Annotated in this window: 21 protein-coding genes; 10 read left to right on the forward strand and 11 right to left on the reverse strand. The window is 71.2% G+C overall.

All coding sequences use genetic code 11. The features are described 5' to 3' along the window. Positions 1 to 48: 48 nt before the first annotated feature. The 3 genes from ACTWJ8_RS03145 to hutH all read right to left on the reverse strand — a co-directional run bounded on the left by ACTWJ8_RS03145 (position 49) and on the right by hutH (position 5,135). Positions 49 to 606: a HutD/Ves family protein gene (locus tag ACTWJ8_RS03145; RefSeq protein ID WP_443262779.1), complete on the reverse strand. Its 558-nt coding sequence runs from the start codon at positions 604 to 606 to the stop codon at positions 49 to 51. A gap of 35 nt (positions 607 to 641) precedes the next feature. Further along, positions 642 to 3,362, reverse strand: coding sequence for an aminotransferase class I/II-fold pyridoxal phosphate-dependent enzyme (locus ACTWJ8_RS03150; RefSeq protein WP_443262780.1), 2,721 nt, complete (start codon positions 3,360 to 3,362; stop codon positions 642 to 644). Between the two features lie 237 nt (positions 3,363 to 3,599). Further along, complete coding sequence (hutH, locus tag ACTWJ8_RS03155; protein WP_356379818.1) at positions 3,600 to 5,135, reverse strand: histidine ammonia-lyase; 1,536 nt, start codon at positions 5,133 to 5,135, stop codon at positions 3,600 to 3,602. A gap of 128 nt (positions 5,136 to 5,263) precedes the next feature. Here hutH and ACTWJ8_RS03160 point away from each other — a divergent pair, with 128 nt between their 5' ends. The 5 genes from ACTWJ8_RS03160 to ACTWJ8_RS03180 all read left to right on the forward strand — a co-directional run bounded on the left by ACTWJ8_RS03160 (position 5,264) and on the right by ACTWJ8_RS03180 (position 9,456). Further along, on the forward strand, positions 5,264 to 6,034 hold the full coding sequence (locus tag ACTWJ8_RS03160; protein WP_356379821.1) for an IclR family transcriptional regulator: 771 nt from the start codon (positions 5,264 to 5,266) through the stop codon (positions 6,032 to 6,034). 136 nt (positions 6,035 to 6,170) lie between these two features. Beyond that, positions 6,171 to 7,010, forward strand: a complete 840-nt coding sequence (locus ACTWJ8_RS03165; RefSeq protein WP_443262781.1) for a helix-turn-helix transcriptional regulator — start codon at positions 6,171 to 6,173, stop codon at positions 7,008 to 7,010. A 65-nt stretch (positions 7,011 to 7,075) separates the two neighbouring features. Next, positions 7,076 to 7,543, forward strand: a complete 468-nt coding sequence (locus ACTWJ8_RS03170) for a hypothetical protein (protein WP_356379827.1) — start codon at positions 7,076 to 7,078, stop codon at positions 7,541 to 7,543. Positions 7,544 to 7,831: 288 nt separating this feature from the next. Continuing rightward, a complete protein-coding gene (locus tag ACTWJ8_RS03175; RefSeq protein ID WP_443262782.1) occupies positions 7,832 to 8,464 on the forward strand; it encodes a hypothetical protein in 633 nt (210 codons plus the stop codon). Positions 8,465 to 8,661: 197 nt separating this feature from the next. Continuing rightward, a complete protein-coding gene (locus ACTWJ8_RS03180; RefSeq protein ID WP_443262783.1) occupies positions 8,662 to 9,456 on the forward strand; it encodes an SDR family oxidoreductase in 795 nt (264 codons plus the stop codon). Here ACTWJ8_RS03180 and ACTWJ8_RS03185 read toward each other — a convergent pair whose 3' ends face one another. Further along, a complete protein-coding gene (locus tag ACTWJ8_RS03185; protein ID WP_443262784.1) occupies positions 9,457 to 10,245 on the reverse strand; it encodes an SDR family NAD(P)-dependent oxidoreductase in 789 nt (262 codons plus the stop codon). It abuts the gene before it with no gap. Between the two features lie 112 nt (positions 10,246 to 10,357). On the opposite strand from ACTWJ8_RS03185, the gene ACTWJ8_RS03190 reads away from it, so the two are divergent. Continuing rightward, on the forward strand, positions 10,358 to 10,996 hold the full coding sequence (locus tag ACTWJ8_RS03190) for a TetR/AcrR family transcriptional regulator (protein WP_443262785.1): 639 nt from the start codon (positions 10,358 to 10,360) through the stop codon (positions 10,994 to 10,996). A 44-nt stretch (positions 10,997 to 11,040) separates the two neighbouring features. Here the strand turns inward: ACTWJ8_RS03190 and ACTWJ8_RS03195 are convergent, their stop codons facing one another. Together ACTWJ8_RS03195 and ACTWJ8_RS03200 are read right to left on the reverse strand one after the other, a co-directional pair. Continuing rightward, positions 11,041 to 11,433, reverse strand: a complete 393-nt coding sequence (locus ACTWJ8_RS03195; RefSeq protein ID WP_443264795.1) for a VOC family protein — start codon at positions 11,431 to 11,433, stop codon at positions 11,041 to 11,043. Positions 11,434 to 11,544: 111 nt separating this feature from the next. After that, positions 11,545 to 12,315 (reverse strand): NAD(P)H-dependent oxidoreductase, encoded by a 771-nt coding sequence (locus tag ACTWJ8_RS03200; protein WP_443262786.1) that lies wholly within the window; start codon positions 12,313 to 12,315, stop codon positions 11,545 to 11,547. Positions 12,316 to 12,487: 172 nt separating this feature from the next. Between ACTWJ8_RS03200 and ACTWJ8_RS03205 the strand changes: the two genes are divergently transcribed. Next, positions 12,488 to 13,618, forward strand: coding sequence for a 5-methyltetrahydropteroyltriglutamate--homocysteine S-methyltransferase (locus ACTWJ8_RS03205; RefSeq protein ID WP_443262787.1), 1,131 nt, complete (start codon positions 12,488 to 12,490; stop codon positions 13,616 to 13,618). 112 nt (positions 13,619 to 13,730) lie between these two features. Then, positions 13,731 to 14,741, forward strand: coding sequence for an alpha/beta fold hydrolase (locus ACTWJ8_RS03210; protein ID WP_443262788.1), 1,011 nt, complete (start codon positions 13,731 to 13,733; stop codon positions 14,739 to 14,741). A gap of 17 nt (positions 14,742 to 14,758) precedes the next feature. On the opposite strand, the gene ACTWJ8_RS03215 is transcribed toward ACTWJ8_RS03210, so the two are convergent. The 3 genes from ACTWJ8_RS03215 to ACTWJ8_RS03225 all read right to left on the reverse strand — a co-directional run bounded on the left by ACTWJ8_RS03215 (position 14,759) and on the right by ACTWJ8_RS03225 (position 17,366). Then, on the reverse strand, positions 14,759 to 14,965 hold the full coding sequence (locus tag ACTWJ8_RS03215) for a hypothetical protein (protein WP_356379852.1): 207 nt from the start codon (positions 14,963 to 14,965) through the stop codon (positions 14,759 to 14,761). Between the two features lie 99 nt (positions 14,966 to 15,064). Further along, the gene (locus ACTWJ8_RS03220) at positions 15,065 to 16,492 is read right to left on the reverse strand and encodes a sugar porter family MFS transporter (protein ID WP_443262789.1); all 1,428 of its coding nucleotides are present in this window, start codon (positions 16,490 to 16,492) and stop codon (positions 15,065 to 15,067) included. After that, positions 16,485 to 17,366, reverse strand: a complete 882-nt coding sequence (locus tag ACTWJ8_RS03225; protein WP_443262791.1) for a phytanoyl-CoA dioxygenase family protein — start codon at positions 17,364 to 17,366, stop codon at positions 16,485 to 16,487. The genes ACTWJ8_RS03220 and ACTWJ8_RS03225 overlap by 8 nt, the downstream gene beginning before the upstream one ends. A gap of 151 nt (positions 17,367 to 17,517) precedes the next feature. On the opposite strand from ACTWJ8_RS03225, the gene ACTWJ8_RS03230 reads away from it, so the two are divergent. Next, positions 17,518 to 18,537: a LacI family DNA-binding transcriptional regulator gene (locus ACTWJ8_RS03230; protein ID WP_356379861.1), complete on the forward strand. Its 1,020-nt coding sequence runs from the start codon at positions 17,518 to 17,520 to the stop codon at positions 18,535 to 18,537. 22 nt (positions 18,538 to 18,559) lie between these two features. Here ACTWJ8_RS03230 and ACTWJ8_RS03235 read toward each other — a convergent pair whose 3' ends face one another. Next, positions 18,560 to 19,603, reverse strand: coding sequence for an aldo/keto reductase (locus ACTWJ8_RS03235; protein WP_443262792.1), 1,044 nt, complete (start codon positions 19,601 to 19,603; stop codon positions 18,560 to 18,562). Between the two features lie 67 nt (positions 19,604 to 19,670). On the opposite strand from ACTWJ8_RS03235, the gene ACTWJ8_RS03240 reads away from it, so the two are divergent. Next, positions 19,671 to 20,207, forward strand: coding sequence for a TetR/AcrR family transcriptional regulator (locus ACTWJ8_RS03240; RefSeq protein WP_443262793.1), 537 nt, complete (start codon positions 19,671 to 19,673; stop codon positions 20,205 to 20,207). Here ACTWJ8_RS03240 and ACTWJ8_RS03245 read toward each other — a convergent pair. After that, on the reverse strand, positions 20,194 to 21,108 hold the full coding sequence (locus ACTWJ8_RS03245; RefSeq protein WP_443262794.1) for a DMT family transporter: 915 nt from the start codon (positions 21,106 to 21,108) through the stop codon (positions 20,194 to 20,196). The genes ACTWJ8_RS03240 and ACTWJ8_RS03245 overlap by 14 nt on opposite strands. Positions 21,109 to 21,122: the final 14 nt, after the last annotated feature.

Below are 21,122 nucleotides of genomic sequence, written 5' to 3' on the forward strand. Positions count from 1 at the left end.
ACATCTTCGCTCAGGGGGCCCGGACCATCGAGGCCCCGAGCCATGGGATCAGCGGACTTCGGTGAGGGACACGACGGCAAGCACCCCGTCGACGGCGATGTCCGCGGCGTCCTCCTCCAGCAGGACCGCGTCCAGGCGGTCGAGGGTGATGTCGGCGAGCGTCGCCGTGCCCTCCAGGACCAGAGCCAGGACACGGGTGCCGGGGGACGGTTCGAGGCGGGTCGAGGCGCGTTCGATGCGGACCGTGGCCTTCGCGTCCGACCGGCGGGTCATCACGTTGAAGTCGACCAGGGGGCCGTCGAGGAGGCGGCAGTCGGTGGTGGCGTCGCCGGAGAAGGGGAAGGGGGCGTAGCGCGTGTCGATGATGTGTTCCGTGCCGTCGACGGTGAGGGCCATGCCCCGGCCCTCCACGACGGTGATGATCCGGTCGACGCCCTCGAACGCGGAGAACGGGCCCGCGGTGGCGACGTCGGCGAGGCTGATCCGCCACGCGAAGTCGTCCGTGCCCGCGCCCTCGGGGTGCGCCAGGACCTCCGTGGTGATGCCGCCGCCGTTCTTCCACGGTGCCGGGGTGCGGTCGTGGGCGCGCAGGATCTGGGGTGCCATGAAGGGTCGTGGTCCTTTCTCGGGGCGGACGGGTCTCAGCGCTCGGCGGTGTGCCGTGCTTCGAGGGCGGCTTCGGTGAAGACGCGGTAGCCGGCCTCCGGGTCGTAGCCGTGGATCTCGCGGGTGTCGAGGGCCTCCATGTACGTCAGGACGTCCTTGCTGACGACCTGTCCGGGGACGAGGACGGGGAAGCCGGGCGGGTACGGCGTGACGAACGTGGCGGAGACGACCGTACGCCCCCGTGCCATCGCCTCGGTGATGGCGTCCACCGTGAGGTGCTCGCACTCGGTGTCGTCGTACGCGAGGAAGAACGCGCTGCGCATGTCTCCCTCAGGGGTGAGCGGGCTCGGCCTGAACGCCGGGTGGAAGGCGCTGAAGTCCGGCAGCGTGGCGGAACCGGCGTCGAGCGCGGTGACCGTCGCGCGGTGCGCGGCGAGGTCGTGCGGACCCATCTCGCCGATCCGTTCCTCCAGGTCCTCGGCGATGCGGACGAGGACCTCGATGAGGTAGGCGACCGAGCTGCGGGTGGTGCCGATGTTCGTCATGAACAGGACCGTGTTGCGGGTGGTCTTGTTGACCTGGACGCCGTGCCGGTCCATGAGGAGATCGTGCTTGAAGGTGTCTCCGTCGATGCCGGTGAGCCCGATGTGCAGGGTGGCGCGGGTCGGGTCGAGCACGAACTCGTCCTCCTCCCAGGCCCGTTCCATGCGGGCGAGGCCCGCGGGCAGCGGCTGGTCGATGCCGGAGGAGCGGAAGCGGTGCGGGACGAGTTCGGGGGTGGTGAGGATGCGCAGGTAGCGGCTGAGCAGCGGGTGCTGGGCGATGGCGTCGCGGAGCACACCCGCCTGTTCGAGCTGCTTCTGGACGAGGGCGTACCCCTCCAGGACGGCCTGGCGCCGGCCCAGGTCCATGGAGGCGAGGATCTGGTAGTTGGGCGAGGTGGAGGTGTGCGTCATGTACGCCTCGTGGAACACCTCGGCGACCTTGTGCCGGAAGTCCTGGTCGAAGACGTGGACCATGGAGCCCTGGCGCATCGACGTGAGTGTCTTGTGCGTGGACTGGGTGGCGTAGACGCGGACGCGGACCTGCTCCGGGTCGGGCATGAGACGCGCGGTGGCGAGGGTCTCGTCGTCGGGGTCGTCGCCGAGGCTCGCACGGTGTGCGGCGTACGTGTCGGCGTACGCGGGGTCGCGGTAGCGGTCGGTGAGCGCACGCGCGGAGGCCATCGCGGTGCGCCGCCGGTACACGGGGTGGAAGCGGGCGAAGGCGAACCATGCCTCGTCCCACAGGAACGCCAAGTCCGGCTTGAGGGCCAGGCACTCCTCCATGACGCGCGTCGGGTTGTAGACGATGCCGTCGAAGGTGCAGTTCGTCAGCATCAGGAGCTTGACGCGGTGCAGGACGCCCTCGCGCTTGAGCATCAGCAGCTTGCGCTTGATCTCCTCGACGGGGACGGCGCCGTACATCCCGTACTCGTCGAGGGGATACGCGTCGAGGTACACGACGTGCGCGCCGGCGAGGACGAGCCCGTAGTGGTGCGACTTGTGGCAGTTGCGGTCGACGAGCACGATGTCGCCGGGCCGCACCATCGCCTGCACCACGATCTTGTTGGCGGTGGACGTGCCGTTGGTGACGAAGTACGTCTGGCGGGCGCCGAAGGCCTCGGCGGCCAGGTCCTGGGCCTCGCGCAGCGGCCCCGTGGGGGCGAGCAGGGAGTCGAGGCCGCCGGAGGTGGCGGAAGTCTCGGCGAGGAAGATGTTGAGGCCGTAGAAGTCGGCGATCTCCGGGATCCAGGGCGAGTTGAGCACCGAGGCGCCGCGGGAGACGGGCAGCGCGTGGAAGACGCCGGTGGGCTTGCGGCTGTGGGCACGCAGCGCGGTGAAGAACGGGGCGCGGTGGCGCTCGGTGATGCCGTGCAGGATCGACAGATGGAGTTCGAGGAGGCCGTCGCGGGCGTGGAAGACGCGCCGGAAGCGGCGGCTGAGCCGTCCCGCGGTGGACTCGACAGCCCGCTCGGACACGAGATACAGGTCGAGTTCGGGACGCAGCGCGAGGAGCCGGTCGCCGAGGTCGCTGACCTGGTCCTCGCTGTCGCCGGGGTGGGCGGCGGGCGCGTCGGCGGCCGCGTCGAAGAAGCGGCGTACGACGCTGAGGTCGTGGCGTGAGCGGTCGGTGAAGCGGTCGCGTATGACGACGGCCTGGAGGCCGGAGTTGACCAGGGACGCGATGACGGCGTCCTCGAAGCTGGGCGCGACGACGATCTCGTAGGCGAACTCGTCGTCGGGGCGGCGCAATCGGCGAAGTTCGGCACGGAGCGCGTGCTCCTCGGCGGCGTCGAGGTCGCCGACGACGAGGACCTCGAAGTACGGGGTGGAGGGCGCGGGAAGGGTGTGTGCGCCGTCGGCGGTGTCCTCGGGAGCGGGGCTGGGGGTGGCAGCGGTGTGCGGGGCGGTGCCGCGGTGCCGGTGGCCCGCGAGCGCGCGGTTCAACTCGTCGGCGCGCTGGGCGAGATGACGGTGGTCGCCCTCGTCGAGCAGGGCGGCGAGTTCGGTGAGGGCGGGGATGCCGGGGAAGGCCCAGCAGTGCTCGATGGGGGTGAGGAGGTCGAGGAGTTCCTCGATGCCCGCGACGGTGCCCGGATGCTCGTCCGCACCCTGCGTGGCGAGGCGGTGGGTGAGGTCCGTCAGGGAGCTCCAGGCGTCGGCGCGCAGTTGCCCGACGCTGTTGTGCACCGTGGCCGTCGGCAGGTCGTTCACCGGGAAGAGCTCCTTCTGAGGGCTGCCCGGCCGCGCCGCGGACGGGGAGGGCACGAAGAGGGTGGGGTGGGGCGTGGGTGGCAGCGGGCCGGGCCCTTGCCCGTTGCGCCGGATCCTGACCGGCCCTTCCCTGCGGCACGTTGAGGGACGTGCGAGGGGGAAGGGCCGGCCGGGGCCCGGCACACCTCCCGGGTCACGCCGGAGCCGGGAGGTGTGAGGGGACGGCGTGCGTCCGGGTCAGACGAGCGAGCCGGTGACCGACTCGGCGGCGGCCAGGGCGCGGCCGGACGCGACGTACTGGACGGCCTCCTCGATCTCGGGGGCGAGCCAGCGGTCGGTGCCGGGGCCCTCGACGGTCTTGCGCAGGCCCTCGCGCACGGCGGCGGTGGCCGGGGCGGGCGTCAGCGGGGCGCGCAGGTCGAGCGCGCGGGCCGCGGTGTAGAGCTCGACGGCCAGGACGCGGCTCAGGCCGTCGATGGCGCGGCGCAGCTTGCGGGCGGCCGACCAGCCCATGGACACGTGGTCCTCCTGCATGGCGCTGGAGGGGATCGAGTCGACGGAGGCCGGGGCGGCGAGCCGCTTCAGCTCGGAGACGATCGCGGCCTGCGTGTACTGGGCGATCATGTGGCCGGAGTCCACGCCCGGGTCGTCGGCCAGGAACGCGTTCAGACCGCGGTTGCGGGCCGGGTCGAGGAAGCGGTCGGTGCGGCGCTCGGAGATCGAGGCGACGTCCGCGACGGTGATGGCGAGGAAGTCCAGCACGGCGGCGACCGGGGCGCCGTGGAAATTGCCGTTGGACTCGACGCGGCCGTCGAGGGTGACGACCGGGTTGTCGACGGCGCTGGCCAGCTCGCGGGAGGCGACGAGCTCGGCGTGCGTGAGGGTGTCGCGGGCGGTGCCGTGGACCTGCGGGGTGCAGCGCAGCGAGTAGGCGTCCTGCACGTACGTGCAGTCGGGGCCCGCGTGGCTGGCGATGATCGCCGAGTCGGCGAGCAGGGAGCGCAGGTTGCCGGCGGAGTCGCCCTGGCCGGGGTGCGGGCGCATGGCCTGGAGGTCGGCGGCGAACACGGCGTCGGTGCCGAGCTGGCCCTCGACGCTCATGGCGGCGGCGATGTCGGCGGTGCTGAGCAGGCGGCGCAGGTCGTGGGCGGCGAGGACGAGCATGCCGAGCATGCCGTCGGTGCCGTTGATGAGGGCGAGGCCCTCCTTCTCCTCCAGGACGACCGGGGTGATGCCGGCCTCGGCGAGGGCGTCGGCGGCGGGCTTCTTCTCGCCGTCGGCGGTGCGCACGACACCCTCGCCCATGACGGCGAGCGCGCAGTGCGCGAGCGGGGCCAGGTCGCCGGAGCAGCCGAGGGAGCCGTACTCGTGGACGACCGGGGTGATGCCGGCGTTCAGGAGCGCGGCGTAGGCCTCGGCGGTCTCGGTGCGGACGCCGGTGCGGCCGGTGGCGAGGGTGGACAGACGCAGCAGCATGAGGGCGCGGACGACCTCGCGCTCGACCTCGGGGCCCGAACCGGCCGCGTGGGAGCGCACGAGGCTGCGCTGGAGCTGGGCGCGCAGCTCGGTGGGGATGTGGCGGGTGGCCAGGGCGCCGAAGCCCGTGGAGACGCCGTAGTGGGGCTTCACGTCGTCGGCGAGGGCCTTGATGACCTCGCGACTGCGGGCGATCTCCTGGAGGGCCTCGGGGGCGAGGGCCACCTGAGCGCCATGACGGGCAACGGACACAACTTCGTCGGCAGCGAGGGCACCGACACCAACAACAACGGTCATGTCTCTATGAAGCCGCAGGCGAGCAGGGATCCGCGACCCCCGCGACACGCGATCTGTCTGGGATCCCAGACAGAGATTCTGGGATCCCAGACAGTTGGTTTGCGGCATGTCTGGTCTACTCTCGCCCCATGAGCATCGTCCCGGCAGCCGCGCAGGTCCTGGCCGTCCTGCGCTATCTCGCCCGCCAGGCCGCGCCCGTCCCCGCGGCCGCCATCAGCCGCGACGTGGGCCTGCCGCGCTCGACGACGTACCACCTGCTCGACACCCTGGCGGCGGACGGCTTCGTGGTCCATCTGCCGGAGGAGCGGCGCTACGGGCTCGGAGTCAGCGCCTTCGAACTCGCCTCCGGCTACGAGCGGCAGGCCCCGATCCAGCGGCTCGCCCGCGCCCCGCTCGCCGCGCTCGTCGACCGCACGGGGCACAACGCGAACCTCGCGGTGCTGCACGGCCGGGAGGTCATCTACGTCATCGAGGAGCGGGCTCCGGGTCGTCCGCCGCTCATCAGCGAGGTCGGCGTGCGGCTGCCCGCGCATCTGACGGCGAGCGGCCGCGCGGTGCTCGCGCTGCTGCCCCCGGCGCAGGTGCGGGCGCTGTTCCCCGACCGCTCGGCGTTCGTGATGCGGCGCCACGGGGCGGGCCCGGCGACATTGACGGCGCTGCGGACGCTGCTCGCGCAGGCGCGGCGCCGCGGTTACGCGACGGAGGAGGGCGAGGTCACCCCGGGCCTTTCCTCGGTGGCGGCGCCCGTCCTCGACCACCACGCCCACCCGATAGCCGGGGTCGCGGTCACCTTCCCCGACGAGCAGGTCGACGAGGCGGAGCAGCAGCGCATCGCGGGCCACGTGGCACAGACGGCGCGCGAGCTGACGCGCCGGGTGGGCGGCACGCCGCGTCGATGACTTTCGGGCTCGGGCCCCGTCACCACGTTCAAGAGCACGACTCCCTCTGGAGGACGGCATGCCCCTGGACCTGTTCGCCGGCGTCCCCGTCACCGACCATGCGGCGGCGCTCCCCTGGGAGCGCTAGCATCCGGGCGTGGTCGACGCCCGTCTCCTCACCGGTCGGGCGTACTCGGGGGGAGACATGACGGTGGACCAGTGCGCGCTGCCTGAGCGGGACTTCTCGGTCTTCGACGATTCCGTACGGTTCTCCGGGCCGGGGCGACTCCGGGTGACGGAGGCGATGACGCGCCTGGAGGCCGAACGGCTGCGGGTGGCACGGGCGCTGGAACGCGGGCAGCCGGTCGCCGCACGCGTCCTCGGACGGGGCGGACAGGAGATCAACCGGAATCTCGCCCGTGAGCTCCCGTCCTGGCGCACTCTCGACTCCGTCAAGCCCAGCGGTTCCGTGGAACGACTCGCCGTGAGCCTGCCGAACAACGCGTTCGCGGTGGACGCCGGCCTTCGGATGGTCAGCGTGTGGCACCGCGACGCGCTGAGCCCGGACGTGCGGCTCGTGCTGTCCGGAGAGGACCCGCAGGTGTACTTCTTCGGCTACGGGCCGTTGGAGATGAAGATCGTCGACGGGGTCGAGGTTCTCCTCGAGGGGCCGACCGTCCGCAACCGGTCGACGGTCATCGCCGTGCGGGACGCCGCGTGCATGGCCGCCGCGCGCCGCTACTGGGACGCGGTGCGGGCGACGGCGTACCCGTGCGCCGCCGAGGAGCCGCCCGCCGACGGCCTCACCGAACGCCAGCGCCGCGTCGTCGCGCTCCTGCTCATCTGTTCCTCGGACGAGCAGATCGCCCGCCGGCTCGAACTCAGCGTGCGCACGGTCCGGACGGAGGTCGCCGCGATCCTCGACCTCCTCGACGCCCCGACCCGTTTCGTTGCGGGGTTCCGGCTCCGCGAGCGTCTGAGCCGCATCACCACCTGACCGCAACCGCCGCGGGCTGCAGGATGCTGCAATCTGCCGTCGACGGCGCCGGACAGTCTCCCGCCATGCGAATCCACGGAAAGTTCATGAGCGGCCTGGCGGCCGCCATCGGCACCGCGTTCGGGATGACCCTGCTGACCGCCGCGCCGGCGTCCGCCACCCAGATCGCGCACAACTGCGAGGGCAGCGGCGTCGTCCGCTGCGCCAACATCGAGATGCCGTCCACCGGCGTCTTCAACGCGCACGCCCGGGTGACCGACACCAGCGGCGGCACCAACTACGACGTCCAGGTCATCGAGGTGCGACTCGAGTACAACCTGAACGGCAACTGGACCCTCCTCCGGGACGAGTTCCCTGCCAACGCCTGGGAGCCCGATCAGGACGTCGCGCGCACCACCACGTACTCGTGCGGTTCGTCGGCACGAAAGATCGTCCGCGCGAAGGCCTACGTGCAGTGGCGCAGCGGCGGCACAGTGACGGGCGACTGGGTCGCGACCCCCACGGAGCCGCCGACGTACATCTGCCCTCGCTGATCACGTCACTGAGGGACCGGCATGGGGGCTGGTCATCGGCTGCGCAAGTGGCGGACGCACGCCCTTAAGTGAGGATTTCTCATGGAGATCTGTTCCCATGCCGGTCGAGGGTCGGGCACGTGACGGCCCTGATCACCCCGCGTACATCATGCGTGTAGGGCACAAGCGTCGTCGTCACGAGACGGTCGCGTCACGTGACGCGCACAGAAAGCACACACTGCGCCTGACAAACTTCGCGGAACTTCGCCACGTCGGCGAACGGTTCATGAAACAGCGAGGGTTTGACACATGCGCATGGCACGTACCGTACTGACGGCCGCTCTGGCCACCACGTTCGGCATCGGGCTCGGGGGCTGCGGCAGCGACAGTGACGACGGGGCGGCGGAGAAGGAGTCGCCTGCGGCGACGGCTTCGGCGAGCGCCGCGGCGGAGGAGAGCCCGAGCGCCGACAGTGGGGAGGCCGCGCCCGCGGGCGACGCCACCGCGCCGGGCACCCAGCTCAAGGTCGGCGACAAGGCGATCCTGCCCTTCGAGTACGCCAAGAAGAAGGGCACCCTCGCCATCACCGTGACGGCGATCGACAAGGGCGCCGAAGCCGACATGTCCCAGTTCGGCGCGCGGGCGAAGGGCCTGACTCCGTACTTCATCAAGATGAAGGTGGAGAACGTGGGCGACACCGACCTCTCGCGCGCGTACATCCAGTTGAGGGGCCTCCTCGACGGCGGCCAGAGCACGGGCGTCTCGCTGATCGGCGACATCCCCGGCAAGTGCGACAAGGAATCCGCGCCCGCGGAGTTCGCCAAGGGCGCGTCGTTCGAGACCTGCTCGCTCGCGGCGTCGCGGAGCGGCGACGTCACGGGCGCCGAGTTCGACGAGGGCGACGCGTACAGCGACAAGCCGGTCATCTGGTCCGCCGCCTGATCGCACCGCCCCGTTCGCGTTTGCGGGCCCAAAGGGGCTCGGCTCTTCGGAGCCGGGCCCCTTTCCCTTTCCCTTACGCGCGCCCCTGATCCGCTTGCTTGAAGTGCACTCCAAGGTCATAGCGTTGCGACAGCTCAACCGAACACCTGCCGCGTCGACGCAGCACCCCGCAACACGACCAACGAGAATGGCGGCAAGTGGTGGACAAGCAATTCACAACGCATGCGGAACTTTTCGACCTGCGTGGAAAGCACGCGCTCGTCACCGGTGGCACCAGAGGCATCGGAATGATGATCGCGCGTGGCCTTCTCCAGGCGGGCGCCCGCGTGGTCATCAGCTCACGCGACGCGGAAGCGTGCGCTCGGGCGACGGAACACCTTTCCGAGTTCGGTGAGGTCCGGGCCATCCCCGCCGATCTCTCCCGCCACGACGAGTGTCGGCGGCTGTCCGATCTGGTCACCGCCGACGCGGAGCGTCTCGACATCCTCGTCAACAACGCGGGCGCCATGTGGGACGAGCCGCTGGAGACGTTCCCGGACGCGGCCTGGGACACGGTCGTCGACCTCAACCTGAAGTCGCCGTTCTGGCTGATCCAGGCGCTGTTGCCCGCACTGCGCAAGGCGGGCACCGTCGACGATCCGGCGCGGATCATCAACATCGGCAGCATCGCCGCGATCCACATCCCCCAGCGGCCCAACTATTCGTACTCCAGCAGCAAGGCCGCGCTGCACCAGCTCACCAGGGTGCTCGCCAAGGAACTCGGACCGCAGCACGTCACCGTGAACGCCGTGGCACCGGGACCGTTCCCGTCGAAGATGATGGCCGAGACCCTCGACGAGTTGGGCGAGGCGATCGCTGCGGCGGCCCCACTGCGCCGGATCGGCCGCGACGACGACATGGCGGGCGTCGCGGTCTTCCTCGCCGGCCGGGCAGGCGCGTACCTGACCGGCACCGTGATCCCCGTGGACGGCGGCATCGCCACGACCGCGTAGTCAGGCCGCGTTAGCGGGCTCGGGTCGGAGCGCGGGGCCGAGCAGCAGGCCGCCGTCCAGGACGAATTCCGAGCCTGTGGCGAAACCCGCCTCCTGGGAGGTGATGAAGAGCAACAGGCGGGTGACGTCGGCGGGTTCGGCGAGTCGGGGGATGGCGAAGGGATCGGGAGAGTACACGTCGGCGATGGCCGGCTGTCCTGCGGCGGCGGGTTCGTTGATCAGCGGTGTGGAGACGACGCCGGGGTGGATGGAGTTGACCCTGATGTTGTCCCGCCCCAGCTCCAGCGCGGCCGTCTTGGTGAGCCCGCGCACGGCCCACTTGCTCGCGGTGTAGGGCGCGTAGTAGGCCGTGCCGCCATGGGCCATCGTCGAGGCGATGTTGACGATGACCCCGCCGCCGCCCTCGCGCATCGACGGGGTCACGGCCCTGGTGCCGAGGAACTGCCCGGTGACGTTGACGCTGAAGGTGTGCTCCCAGGTGTGCAGTTCGGTGTGCTCGATGAGTGCCGCCGGATTCTGCACCCCGGCATTGTTCACCAGGACGGCGACCGGCCCGAAGCGGCCTTCAACCTCTCGCACCAGTGCCGCCCAGTCGTCCTCGCTGGTGACATCAAGCCGAACGAACAGCGCCCGGTCGCCGAGCTGAGCGGCGAGTTCGCGCCCCGCCTCCTCGTCCCGCCCTGCGATGACGACGTTCGCCCCCTCGGCGTGGTAGCCCCGCACATGGCTGCTGCCCATGCCTCCGCTGCCGCCCGTGACGACGACGGTCTGCCCCTCAAAGCGCCCCATGGTGCTTCCTTCCGCTAATGGCGAGTCGGTCGACTCACCACCTCTCTCAAGGTAGGCAGACCCTAGAGGTGAGTCAAGTGACTCACCTCGGATCGGCAGGCATACTGGGGGCATGACGGCACAGCCCTCGGAGTACCACCGGCGCGTGGCAGCGCGGAAGCGGACGTCCATCATCGAGGCGGCGACGGAGCTGTTCCTCGACTCCGGCTACGACGGCACCTCACTGGCCCGCATCGCGGAGGCGGCCGGAGTGTCGAGGGCGACCCTGTTCAAACAGTTCGCGACCAAGGCGGCCCTGTTCGAGGCGATCGTCACCGAACACTGGAAGATCGACGACGAGGAGGCGCCCCTCCCCGAGCCAGGGAATCTCCGCGCAGGCCTCGAGACCATCGGCCGCCGCTACGCGGACCTGCTCACCCAGCCGGGCATGGCGGCCCTCTTCCGCATCGTCATCGCCGAAGTGCCGCGTTTCCCCGAGCTCGGCGAGACCCAGTTCAAGCTCGGCAAAATGCCGTACTTCGAATCGGTCCGCCACTACCTGGCGGCGGAGAACACCGCCGGCACGGCCCGGCTCGACGACGCGGAGACGGCGGCGACCCAGTTCCTCGGGATGATCTCCAACTACGTGTTCTGGCCCCGGATGCTGCTCGCACGCTGGGAGCCCGACGCCGACGCGGTCGCGAACGCGGTCGACGAAGCGGTCCTGACCATGCTCGCCCGGTACGGCGTGCAGGGGGTCGACGGCGCCTGAGGCGCCGGGCAGCCGTCCCGGGCCCGCTCGGCAAGCGTGGAGAACTAGGCGGGCCTGCCTCCCTCACGCTGCCATTGCGCCTCGTCCCACTCGACGTATTCGAGCTGGACGCCACCGGGCATCTGCGCCGTCACGTTCCTTCCCGTCGGAACGTCCTGCGGGCCGCGCACGATGCGCGCCCCTGCCTCGTCCAGACGTGCCAGGCACTCGTTCAGGTCGTCCACGATCAGCGTCGCCGCCGTCTTGGTGTACGGCCGCAATGTCTGCTCGTCACCGGCCACGGCCAGCACACGACCGACAGCCGCCAGCTGCAGCCCGTTCGGCAAGGCGAAGCGCGTGGTGACCGGATCGCCGGTGACGGTGCCGAGAGCCGTCGTCAGTTCATCGAGGTCGGTGGCGTAGGCGCGCGCATAGGTACGAAGAACTCGCATGGTCACCAGCAAGCCGCGGCGGGGGGCTGCTATTCCCTCGACTTCCCGGCCTCGCGAAGGGCCGACCGGGACGGCTGCGAGCGCTCCCCCGAACGCCGACGCCGTGTCGTGCATGTGTCACCGCAGGTGGACCCCCAGTCCTTCGCCGCCCGCCGCGAGGTCAGGGCGCAGGACGAGTTCCCCGTCGTACTCGCCGCCCCTCTCGGTCCTGTACGCCAGCGGTTCCTCGTCGGGCAGCGCGCGCAGCCGTTCGCGCAGCGCGGCGGCCGTACGCTCGTAGTCCGCCGCGTCGTGCCGGTCCGCGCCGTAGGTCACGAACGGCGCGAGCGGCGCCATCCCCGTGTACCAGAACGTCCCGTGCAGCAGCGGAAACAGCACCTGATCCACCTGCCCGTGGATCCCGCGCGGCCCGAACCCCGACGGCCGGGCCCCCACCGACGTGACGATCAGAGCCCGCTTGCCGGCCAGGCCGCCGTCGCCGTAGCGGCGGGTGTGCCCGTCCGGCGCCTTCACGCCGAACCCCAGCCCCTGCACCAGAACCCGGTCGAACCAGCCCTTGAGGATCGCCGGAGGCCCGAACCACCACAGGGGGAAGTGCAGGACCACCACGTCGGCCCAGGCCAGTTTCTCGATCTCGGCACGAATGTCGGGGCTCAACTCCCCCGCCGCATAGGCGCGTTCCTGCTCGGCACCGACGAACAGCCGCCCCTCGCGGGGCGAGCCGCAGCCGAAGTCGTCGGCGTCGAGGACCGCCTTCCACTTCATCGCGTACAGATCGGACACCCGGTGGGCGTGCCCGAGGCCGTCGAGGGCCGCGAGCGCGTCGGCCATCAGGGAGCCGTTGAGTGACCGCTGTTCCGGGTGGGCGAAGATCCAGAGAATGTTCATGCCTCGAGCGTGCGCCCCCGCCCTGGTACGGCATCAGTGGCCAGACGGCCACGAGGTGAAAGAATCTGGCCACTCGGCATCCGGCCGCTCCCGGCGAACCCGGTCACAGTGCTTGAGGGACGCAATGATTCGGGTGAGGGTGTTGGCCGTAGCCGAGGAAAGGACGCCCGCCATGGCCGCCACCGCCCAGCCGCCGTTCCGCGCCGACCACGTCGGCAGTCTGCTGCGTCCGCCCACGCTCCTGCGGGCCCGCGAGCAGCACGCCGCGGGGAAGATCGACGATGCCGCGCTCGCCGCCGCCGAGGACGCGGCGGTGCGTGAGGTCGTCGCGATGCAGAGGGAGGCGGGACTGCGCAGCGCCACCGACGGAGAGTTCCGTCGCGCCTCGTGGCACATGGACTTCATCTACGCGCTCGGTGGCATCCGGCGCGTCGAGGACGAGTCCCTGCACGTGCGCTTCCACAACGAGGACGGGGACATCGAGTTCGCGCCGCCCTCCGCCCGCGTCGACGGCAAGGTGACACTGGAGCGCACCATCTTCGCGGACGCCTTCACCTTCCTGCGCGACACCGTCGCCGAAGGCATCACCCCGAAGCTGACCATCCCCTCGCCGAGCATGGTCCACTACCGCGGCGGCCGCGCCGCGATCGACCCGTCCGTCTACCCCGACCTCGACGCCTTCTGGTCCGACCTCACGGACGCCTACGCCGCCCAGATCCGCGGCGTCCACGAACTGGGCTGCCGTTACCTCCAGTTGGACGACACCTCGCTCGCGTACCTGAACGACCCCGAGCAGCGTGCCTACGTCGCGTCCATCGGCGGCGACGCGGAGCACCAGCACGAGACGTACATCGCGAACATCAACCGGGCGCTCGCCGGCCGCCCCGACGATCTGCGTGTCACCACCCACATGTGCCGGGGCAACTTCTCCTCCTCCTGGGCCGCTTCGGGCAGTTACGACTTCATCGCCGAGGCCGTCTTCGGCGGCCTCGACGTCGACGGTTTCTTCCTGGAGTACGACGACGAGCGCTCCGGCGGCTTCGCCCCGCTGCGCTACGTCCCCAAGGGCAAGCAGGTCGTCCTCGGCCTCGTCACCACCAAGCGGCCGCAGCTGGAGGACAAGGACGCCCTCAAGCGGCGCATCGAGGAGGCCTCGCGCTACATCGACATCGACCAGCTGTGCCTGTCCCCGCAGTGCGGCTTCTCCTCCACCGTCGAGGGCAACAAGCTCACCGCGGAGGACCAGCTGGCCAAGCTGCGCCTCATCGTGGAGACGGCCGAGGAGGTGTGGGGCGGCGTGTGACTCCGGCCCGCCCGGGAAACGGAATCCATCCGCAACCGGCGCGAAACCCGCCGCCGCGCCGCGCTCCGTACGCTCCCGTACAAGACCGGCACGGGGCACGGGGAGAAGAGCCATGGCGCACGTCATTCCGATCCGCGAGCCCGCCGGCCGCGCACCGGAGACCGACAGCGCGCTCGCCTTCACGACCGTCCACGGCTACCGCCGCGCCTACCGGATCGCCGGCGAGGGCCCGGCCGTCCTCCTGATCCACGGCGTCGGAGCTTCCTGCGCGCACTGGGAGGACTGCATCGACGCCCTCGCGCGGCGGCACACCGTCGTCGCCCCCGACCTGCTCGGGCACGGCCACTCGGCGAAGCCGCGCGCCGACTACTCGGTCGCCGCGTACGCGAACGGCCTGCGCGACCTGCTCGGTGTGCTCGGCATCGACCGCGTCACCCTGGTCGGGCACTCCTTCGGGGGCGGGGTCGCGATGCAGTTCGCGTACCAGTTCCCCGAGCGCGTCGACCGGCTCGTCCTGATCTCCACCGGCGGGGTCGGTCGCCAGGTGACACCCGTCCTGCGGGCCGCGACCCTGCCCGGCGCGGGACTCGCGCTCGGCCTGCTGAAGACCGCCGGGGCCCGCCTGCCGATCATCGCGGCGGTCCGCGCCCTCCAGCTCCTCGACACCGGTCTCGGAGTGGACGCGCCCGACCTCGTCCATGTCGTCGACGCCCTGCCCGACCAGAACTCCCGCGACGCCTTCACGCGGACGCTGCGGGCCGTCGTGGACTGGCGCGGCCAGGTGGTCACCATGCTGGACCGCTGCTATCTGGCCCGGGGCATCCCCACCCTCCTCGTGTGGGGCGATCGCGACAGCGTGCTGCCCGTGGCGCACGCCTACACCGCGTACGAGGCGATGCCCGGCAGCCGGCTCGAAATCTTTCCGGGCGCCGGGCACTTCCCGCACCACACCGATCCGGCACGGTTCCTCCGGCTCCTGGAGGAGTTCATCGCCACCACCACTCCCGGCGACTGGAGCGCCGAACAGTGGCGCGAACTCCTCCGCCAGGGAAGCCCCGCGGACACGTACGCGCGGGCCGTCTCACGCGAGTACCGCGAGGCGGGCGAGCGCAGCGCGACGTGACAGCGGCGCGCGGCCCGCTACTCCATCAGGGAAACCGCGAGCCCGACGACGATCAGCCCGCTCGCCACTCCGACGAGAACCAACCGCAGCGCCATCGCCCAGTCCCGCGGCGGCCGGGAGCCACGGCAGTCACAGACGGCCCGCCTGTGCCCCAGCACGGGTGAATCGAGCCAGTACGGATCGGTCAGCTCGGCCTGTTCCTCGGCGCGCACGGTGTCGCTCATACCGGGGAAACGACACTGCACCCCGCGCGGGCGCGCGCCTGCCCGAACCGTTATCCCGCTCTCACGGAATGGGCACAGACCACCTGGCGCCGCCGCGGCTCACGGCTCGTCCAGTGCCTTGCGGAACGACAGGGGGCTGTGCAGCGCCTGCTCGATGCGTTCCAGTGAACGTCCCTTGGTCTCGGGGACCTTCAGGACGACGAAGGCGATGCAGGCCACGTTCATCAGGGCGTAGAAGAGGAACGTGCCCGAGCGGCCGACGGTGTTGATCGCCGTCAGTGCCGTCATCGCGATGAGCAGGTCGAAGCCCCACAGGCAGACCGTCGCCAGGCTGGTGGCCTGGCCGCGGACGCTCAGCGGCAGGATCTCCGGGCCGATGAGCCACACGACGGCCTGCATGCCGACGCCGTTGAACAGGATGTACGCGAACAGCGCGATGATCACCGTCCAGCGCTGGGTGGCGGAGTCACCGAGGACGCCGAAGGCCAGCGCGAGGACGGCCATCGCCACGGCGGAGCCGGGCAGGAACCACAGCATGGTGCGGCGCCGGCCCGTCTTGTCGACGGCGATGGCACCCACCACGCCCGCCACGACGAGCATGGTGCCGATGCCGATGCCGGTGAGGAGGGCCACCGAGTCACCGAACCCTGCGTCGGACAGGATGGTGGGGGCGTAGTAGACGATCGCGTTGATGCCGGTCAGCTGCGAGAACGCGGCGATGCCGACGGCGATGAGGAGGGCCGGGCGCAGCCAGCGCTGCCCGAGGCTGCGCCAACTGCCGCCGCCCGCCGGGGCGGCCTGCGTGACGGCCGTGATCTCCGCCGCCTCGGCCTCGACGTCCGTGCCCGGTGGGCGCAGCCGCGCGAGGGTGCGCAGCGCCGCCGTGGTCCTGCCGTTCTCGATCAGCCAGCGCGGGCTCTCGGGCAGGAACACCATGCCGATCGCCAGGGCCGCGGCCGGGAGTACGGCGAGTCCGAACATGACGCGCCAGCCGCCGCTGTCGTTCAGCGCCCAGCCGCACACGTAGGCGATCAGCTGGCCGATGGCGACCATGAGTTGGAAGACGACCATGAGTCGGCCGCGGATGGCGGGCGGGGAGAGTTCGGCGATGTAGACCGGCACCATGTTGGACGCCCCGCCGACCGCGAGGCCGAGGACGAAGCGGGCGGCGATCAGTGTCGCAACGCCGGGCGCGAGGGCGGCCGCGACCGCGCCCACGGCGAAGATCACCGCGACGGCGGCGACCACCCTGCGGCGGCCGTGCCGGACGGCCGCCCTGCCGGAGACGACGGCGCCGACCATCGCCCCGAGGAGGATGACACTGACCACGATCTCCTGTTCGCGGGAGGTCAGGTCGAGGTCGTCCCGCAGGTGCAGCAGGGCGCCGGAGATGATGCCGGTGTCGTACCCGAAGAGCAGGCCGCCCAGCGCGGAGACGGCGGCGACGGCGTAGACGAGGCCGGGGGTGCGGCCCGTTCCGCCGTCTGCGCCCGGCGCTCTCGCGGCCACCGTGGTCGGCTCAGGCATCGCCCATGACCAGACCCTCGATGGTGTGCTTCTGGGTGACCGGCGTCAGCTCGTCGACGACCGGGCAGTCGAGGTGGCGGCGCACGCGCTCGGGCAGCGTCTCCCAGTAGGCGCGGGTGACGGCGGTGTCGTGGCGGTCGCCGTTCGTGGCTTCCGGGCCGTCGATGCCGAGGATCAGCACGGGCCGGGACGTCGCCGACTCGTTCTTGGTGCCGCGGTGGATGGTGAGCGCGGTGCGGGCCGAGATGTCGCCGCGCTGCGGGTACTTGCGCACGGCGCGCTCCTCGTAGCGGGAGTAGCGCTCGCGGGGCGGGAACATGCCGTGCTCGAAGTCGGGTTCGTCGTCCCACTGGGTTCCGGGGGCGATCTCGAACGGGCCCATGTCCTCCTTGGTGTCGACGCCGGTGATGTTGAAGGCGAGGGAGGTCAGGCGGCGTTCGGCGCGGGTCTCGTCCGGGATCGGGAAGTCGCGGTGCCACGGCTGGTTGACAGCGCCTTCGAGAGGAACGTCGAAGCCGAGCTCGACGATGCGGTAGTCAGGGCCGAGCACGGCGGTGGCCACGGAGCGCACCCAGGGGTGGTCGACCAGGTCGACGAAGCCGCGCAGCTGCTCGGGGTGGATCTCGACGTAGTAGCGGTTCGGGCCGCGGCCCACGGCGCCGCCGGGCCGGGCGCGCGCCTCCTCGAAGGCCGTCTCGATGTCCTCGCGCAGCCGGTCCACCCACTCGACGCTGAAGGCGCCCTTCCGCGCAGTGATGCCGTCGGTGTACAGGTTCTCGACGTCCGCAGTCACGTCGACATCGAGCTCCGCGGGTACGACACCCGGGAATGCGCCGCCGGCGGACACGACACCGGTCGAAGTGTGCACAGCCATCCTTGCCTCCTTGCAAGCAGAACTTCCGCGCACAGGTTTGCATCGCTGCATGCAACGTTGCAATACCCTTTTGGCAAGGAATTTCGAGAGGGCGGTCGGAACCACCGCAGCGCCCGCCGGGAGCGCGTGGGCCGCATGAAAGGATGAGCCGGTGAGCAGCCGACTGAAGGATGTGGCCGCACGGGCCGGGGTCTCCGTGCGCACGGTGTCGAACGTCGTCAGCGGATCCGGCGCGGTCGCCGCCGAGACCCGGCGGCGGGTGCAGGAGGCCATCGACGAGCTGGGCTACCGGCCCAATCTGGCCGCGCGCAGCCTGCGGGCGGGACGCACCGGCATCATCGGCCTGGCCATCCCCGAGCTGCACTCCCCCTACTTCGGCGAACTCGCGGGCCTGCTCGTGGAGGAGGCCCAGCGCCGCTCGTGGACCGTGGTGATCGACCAGACGCGCGGTGACGCCGACGCGGAGCGGCGGTTGCTCACCCGCGGCGGCGGTCGCGTGGTCGACGGCCTCATCATCAGCCCCTGGGCGCTCGACCCGGCCGAGCTGACCGAACTCGCCGCCACCGCCTCCCCCGCCGTCCCGCTCGTCCTGCTCGGTGAGCGCAGCCCGCGCGGCGCCCTTGACCGGGTCGCGGTCGACAACGTGGCGGCGGCGGACGAGGCCACGAGTCACCTTGTCCGCATCGGCAGGCGCCGCATCGCCGCGATCGGCCTTCAGCCGCACCTCCAGAACGGTACGGCGCAGCAGCGCACGCAGGGCTACCACCGGGCCCTCGAACGGGCAGGCCACCCGCTTCCCACCCAAGCCCTGCAGCGTACGGTCACCGCGCTGCACCGGGCGGACGGCGCCCGCGCCATGACCGAACTCCTCGACGGCCCCGAGCGGCCGGACGCGGTGTTCGCGTTCAGCGACGAACTCGCCCTGGGCGCCCTGCACATCGCGCACGAGCGGGGCCTGCGGGTGCCGGAGGACATCGCGATCGTCGGCTTCGACGACATCGAGGACGGCCGCTACAGCCATCCGCCGCTGACGACCATCGCCCCGGACAAGCACCAGATCGCGCTACGGTCCCTGCAGTGCCTGGCCGACCGCATATACAGCCCCGACAACGCGGTGCCCGCACAGGATCTGACGGTGCCTCACCGGCTGGTGGTGCGGGGGACGGCGTAGGACGTGGGCGCGCCCGTCGGGCTCACACCACGGGCACGAACGGTCCGTCCAGGAGAGTCCTGTCGCCGTCGATGCCGTGGGCCAGCGCCGCGGACACGTCCTCGTACGGGGCGCCGAGGCGGATCGCGCTCGCCGCGTCGAGCTTCTCGTGGTGGTGCGGGGCGAGTTCGACGGTGAGGGCGTCGAGGTAGGTGGCGAGGTGTGCGGGGGTGCGGGGGCCCACGATGGGTGTCATCGAGGTCCCGGCGCGGGCCGCGCGTTCGCGCAGCCAGGCGAGGGCGACCTGGACCGGGCCCGTGCCCGTCTCCTCGGCCACGGCGAGGACCGCGTCGAGCACGGCGGTGCGCCGTTCGTCGCCCTCGGCGTCGGGCCGTGCGCTGAGGCGGCCCTGTTCGCCGCGGCGGTACTTGCCGGTCAACAGGCCGCCGGCCAGCGGGGAGTAGAGGACGACGCCGAGGCCGTGCGCCTCGGCCATCGGGAGCAGCTCGCGTTCCGCGGAGCGTTCGGCGAGGCTGTACTCGGTCTGGATGCCGATCAACGGGTTGCGGCCGCTCAGCTCCGAGCGGACGGCGGCGCCCGCCACCCGCCAGGCCGGGAAGTTCGAGAGTCCGGCGTAGCGGATCTTGCCCGCCCTGATCAGGTCGTCGAACGCGGCGAGGAGCTCCGGGAGCGGCGTGACACCGTCCGGGAAGTGCGGCATGAAGACATCGACGTAGTCCGTCCCGAGGCGCCGCAGGCTCTCCTCCAGGGAGCGGATCATCGTCTTGCGGCTGTTGCCCGTGGTGCCGGGGCGGACCTGCGCGGCGCGGGTTCCGCTGTACTTGGTGATCACCACGTAGTCGTCGCGCTCGCGGCCGAGGAGCTCGCCGAGTACGGTCTCGGCCTCGCCGTCCTGGTAGATGTTCGAGACGTCGAAGGTGGTCCCGCCCGCCGCCACGAACGACCGGAAGATCTCCTTGGCCCCCGCCAGGCCGGCCGCCGTGGGCGCCGATCCGAAGTTGGCCGTGCCCAGGACGTACTCCGAAACCCGGAGCCCGCTGTGTCGTCCGAAGGTCTGGTAGCGCATGGAAGCCTCCTCGGGTTCTGCGGTACGGTCGACGACACTAACACGTAAAACGAATGGTCATTCTCTTATGCCGAAGGTCAGCCAGGCCCACCTCGACGCCCGCCGCCAGCAGATCGTCGACGCCGCCCGCGCCCGCTTCGCCGAGGTCGGTTTCGCCCGTACGTCGATGCCCGACATCGTCCGGGCCTCCGGCCTTTCGACCGGGGCGATCTACCGGTACTTCAAGAGCAAGGACGAGATCGTCACCGCGATCTGCGAACAGTCGGGGCAGGCGTTCCCGGCGGAGCTGTCCGCCGAGGCGGTGCGGGACTTCCTCCAACACATCCGCACCCTGGCGCGCGAGGAGGGCCACGCCCGGCTGGTCGCCCAGATCTACGCGGAGGCCGCCGTCTCGCCGAGCCTCGCCGCCCTGGTCGACCGACAGCTCGGGGAGCTGCGGGCGGCGGTGGTCGCGCTGCTGCCCGACCGCTCCCCCGCCGACGCGTACCGGATCGCGGAGGCGTTCGTGGCGCTGTGCCAGGGGTACAGCCAGCAGCTCGCGGTACGGGAAGACGTCGACCCCGCACCGTTCGTGGCGGCGCTGGTCGCGCTCACCGAGTCGTAGACGTACAGGCGGCGCGGCCGACTTCAGGACGCCGACCGGCGCGCTGCCCCGAGGTCGAGCGCGAAGGCCGGCCGAGCAGGATGCCGAGCAACACCAGTGCCATACCTGCCGCTTGACGTATGGTCAGGGGCTCGCCTCCGAGCGTGACACCAAGGGCCACCCCGGTCACCGGGTTGAGCAGGCCGATCAGGCCGACCGTGGCGGCAGGCAGGCGGCGCAGGCCCGCGAACCAGGCGACGAAAGCGAGGGCTGTGGCGATCACGGCCGTGTACGCGAGCGCCGCCGCGCCGGGTGCGGTGAGCGACGGTGGCCCGCCTTCGAAGACCACGGCGGCGATCAGCAACAGCACTCCCCCGAAGGTGAGTTGCCAGGACGTGGAGGCAAGGACTCCGGCCTCGTTGCTCCAGCGTTTGGACAGCGCGTAGCCGATCGAGGACGAGGTGAGCGCGCCCGCCGAGGCGAGCAGACCGGACATGCTGGGCGCGCCCACTTGCCCGGCCAGCATGAGCACCACACCGCCCAAGCCGATCGCGGCACCGATCAGCGGCGCCGCCCGAGGCCGTTCGGCCAGCAGTGCCCACGCGCTGAGCATGAGGGCGGCCGGGGACAGGGCCATCAGCGTCGAGGCTGTCGCGGTGCTCAGCAGCTGGGCGGCGACGTAGACGAGCAGGAAGAACGCGCTGGTGTTGAGCAGCCCGAGCACGGCGGCCCGCCACCACCAGGCGCCCCGCGGGAGTTTTCGGGCGAGGGCCAGAAGCAGCAGCCCGGCGGGCAGGGCGCGGAGGGCCGCGCCCCACCAGGGGCTGTCGGCCGGGAGGTACTCGTGGGTGACGAAGTAGTTGGCGCCCCAGGCCACCGGGGCGAGCGCCGCGACGGCTCCCCAGCGGTAGGTAGTTTCCATGGAAGGTAATATAG

Origin of the sequence: Streptomyces sp. SDT5-1 (genome assembly GCF_052245995.1) — a bacterium.
Classification (GTDB): domain Bacteria; phylum Actinomycetota; class Actinomycetes; order Streptomycetales; family Streptomycetaceae; genus Streptomyces.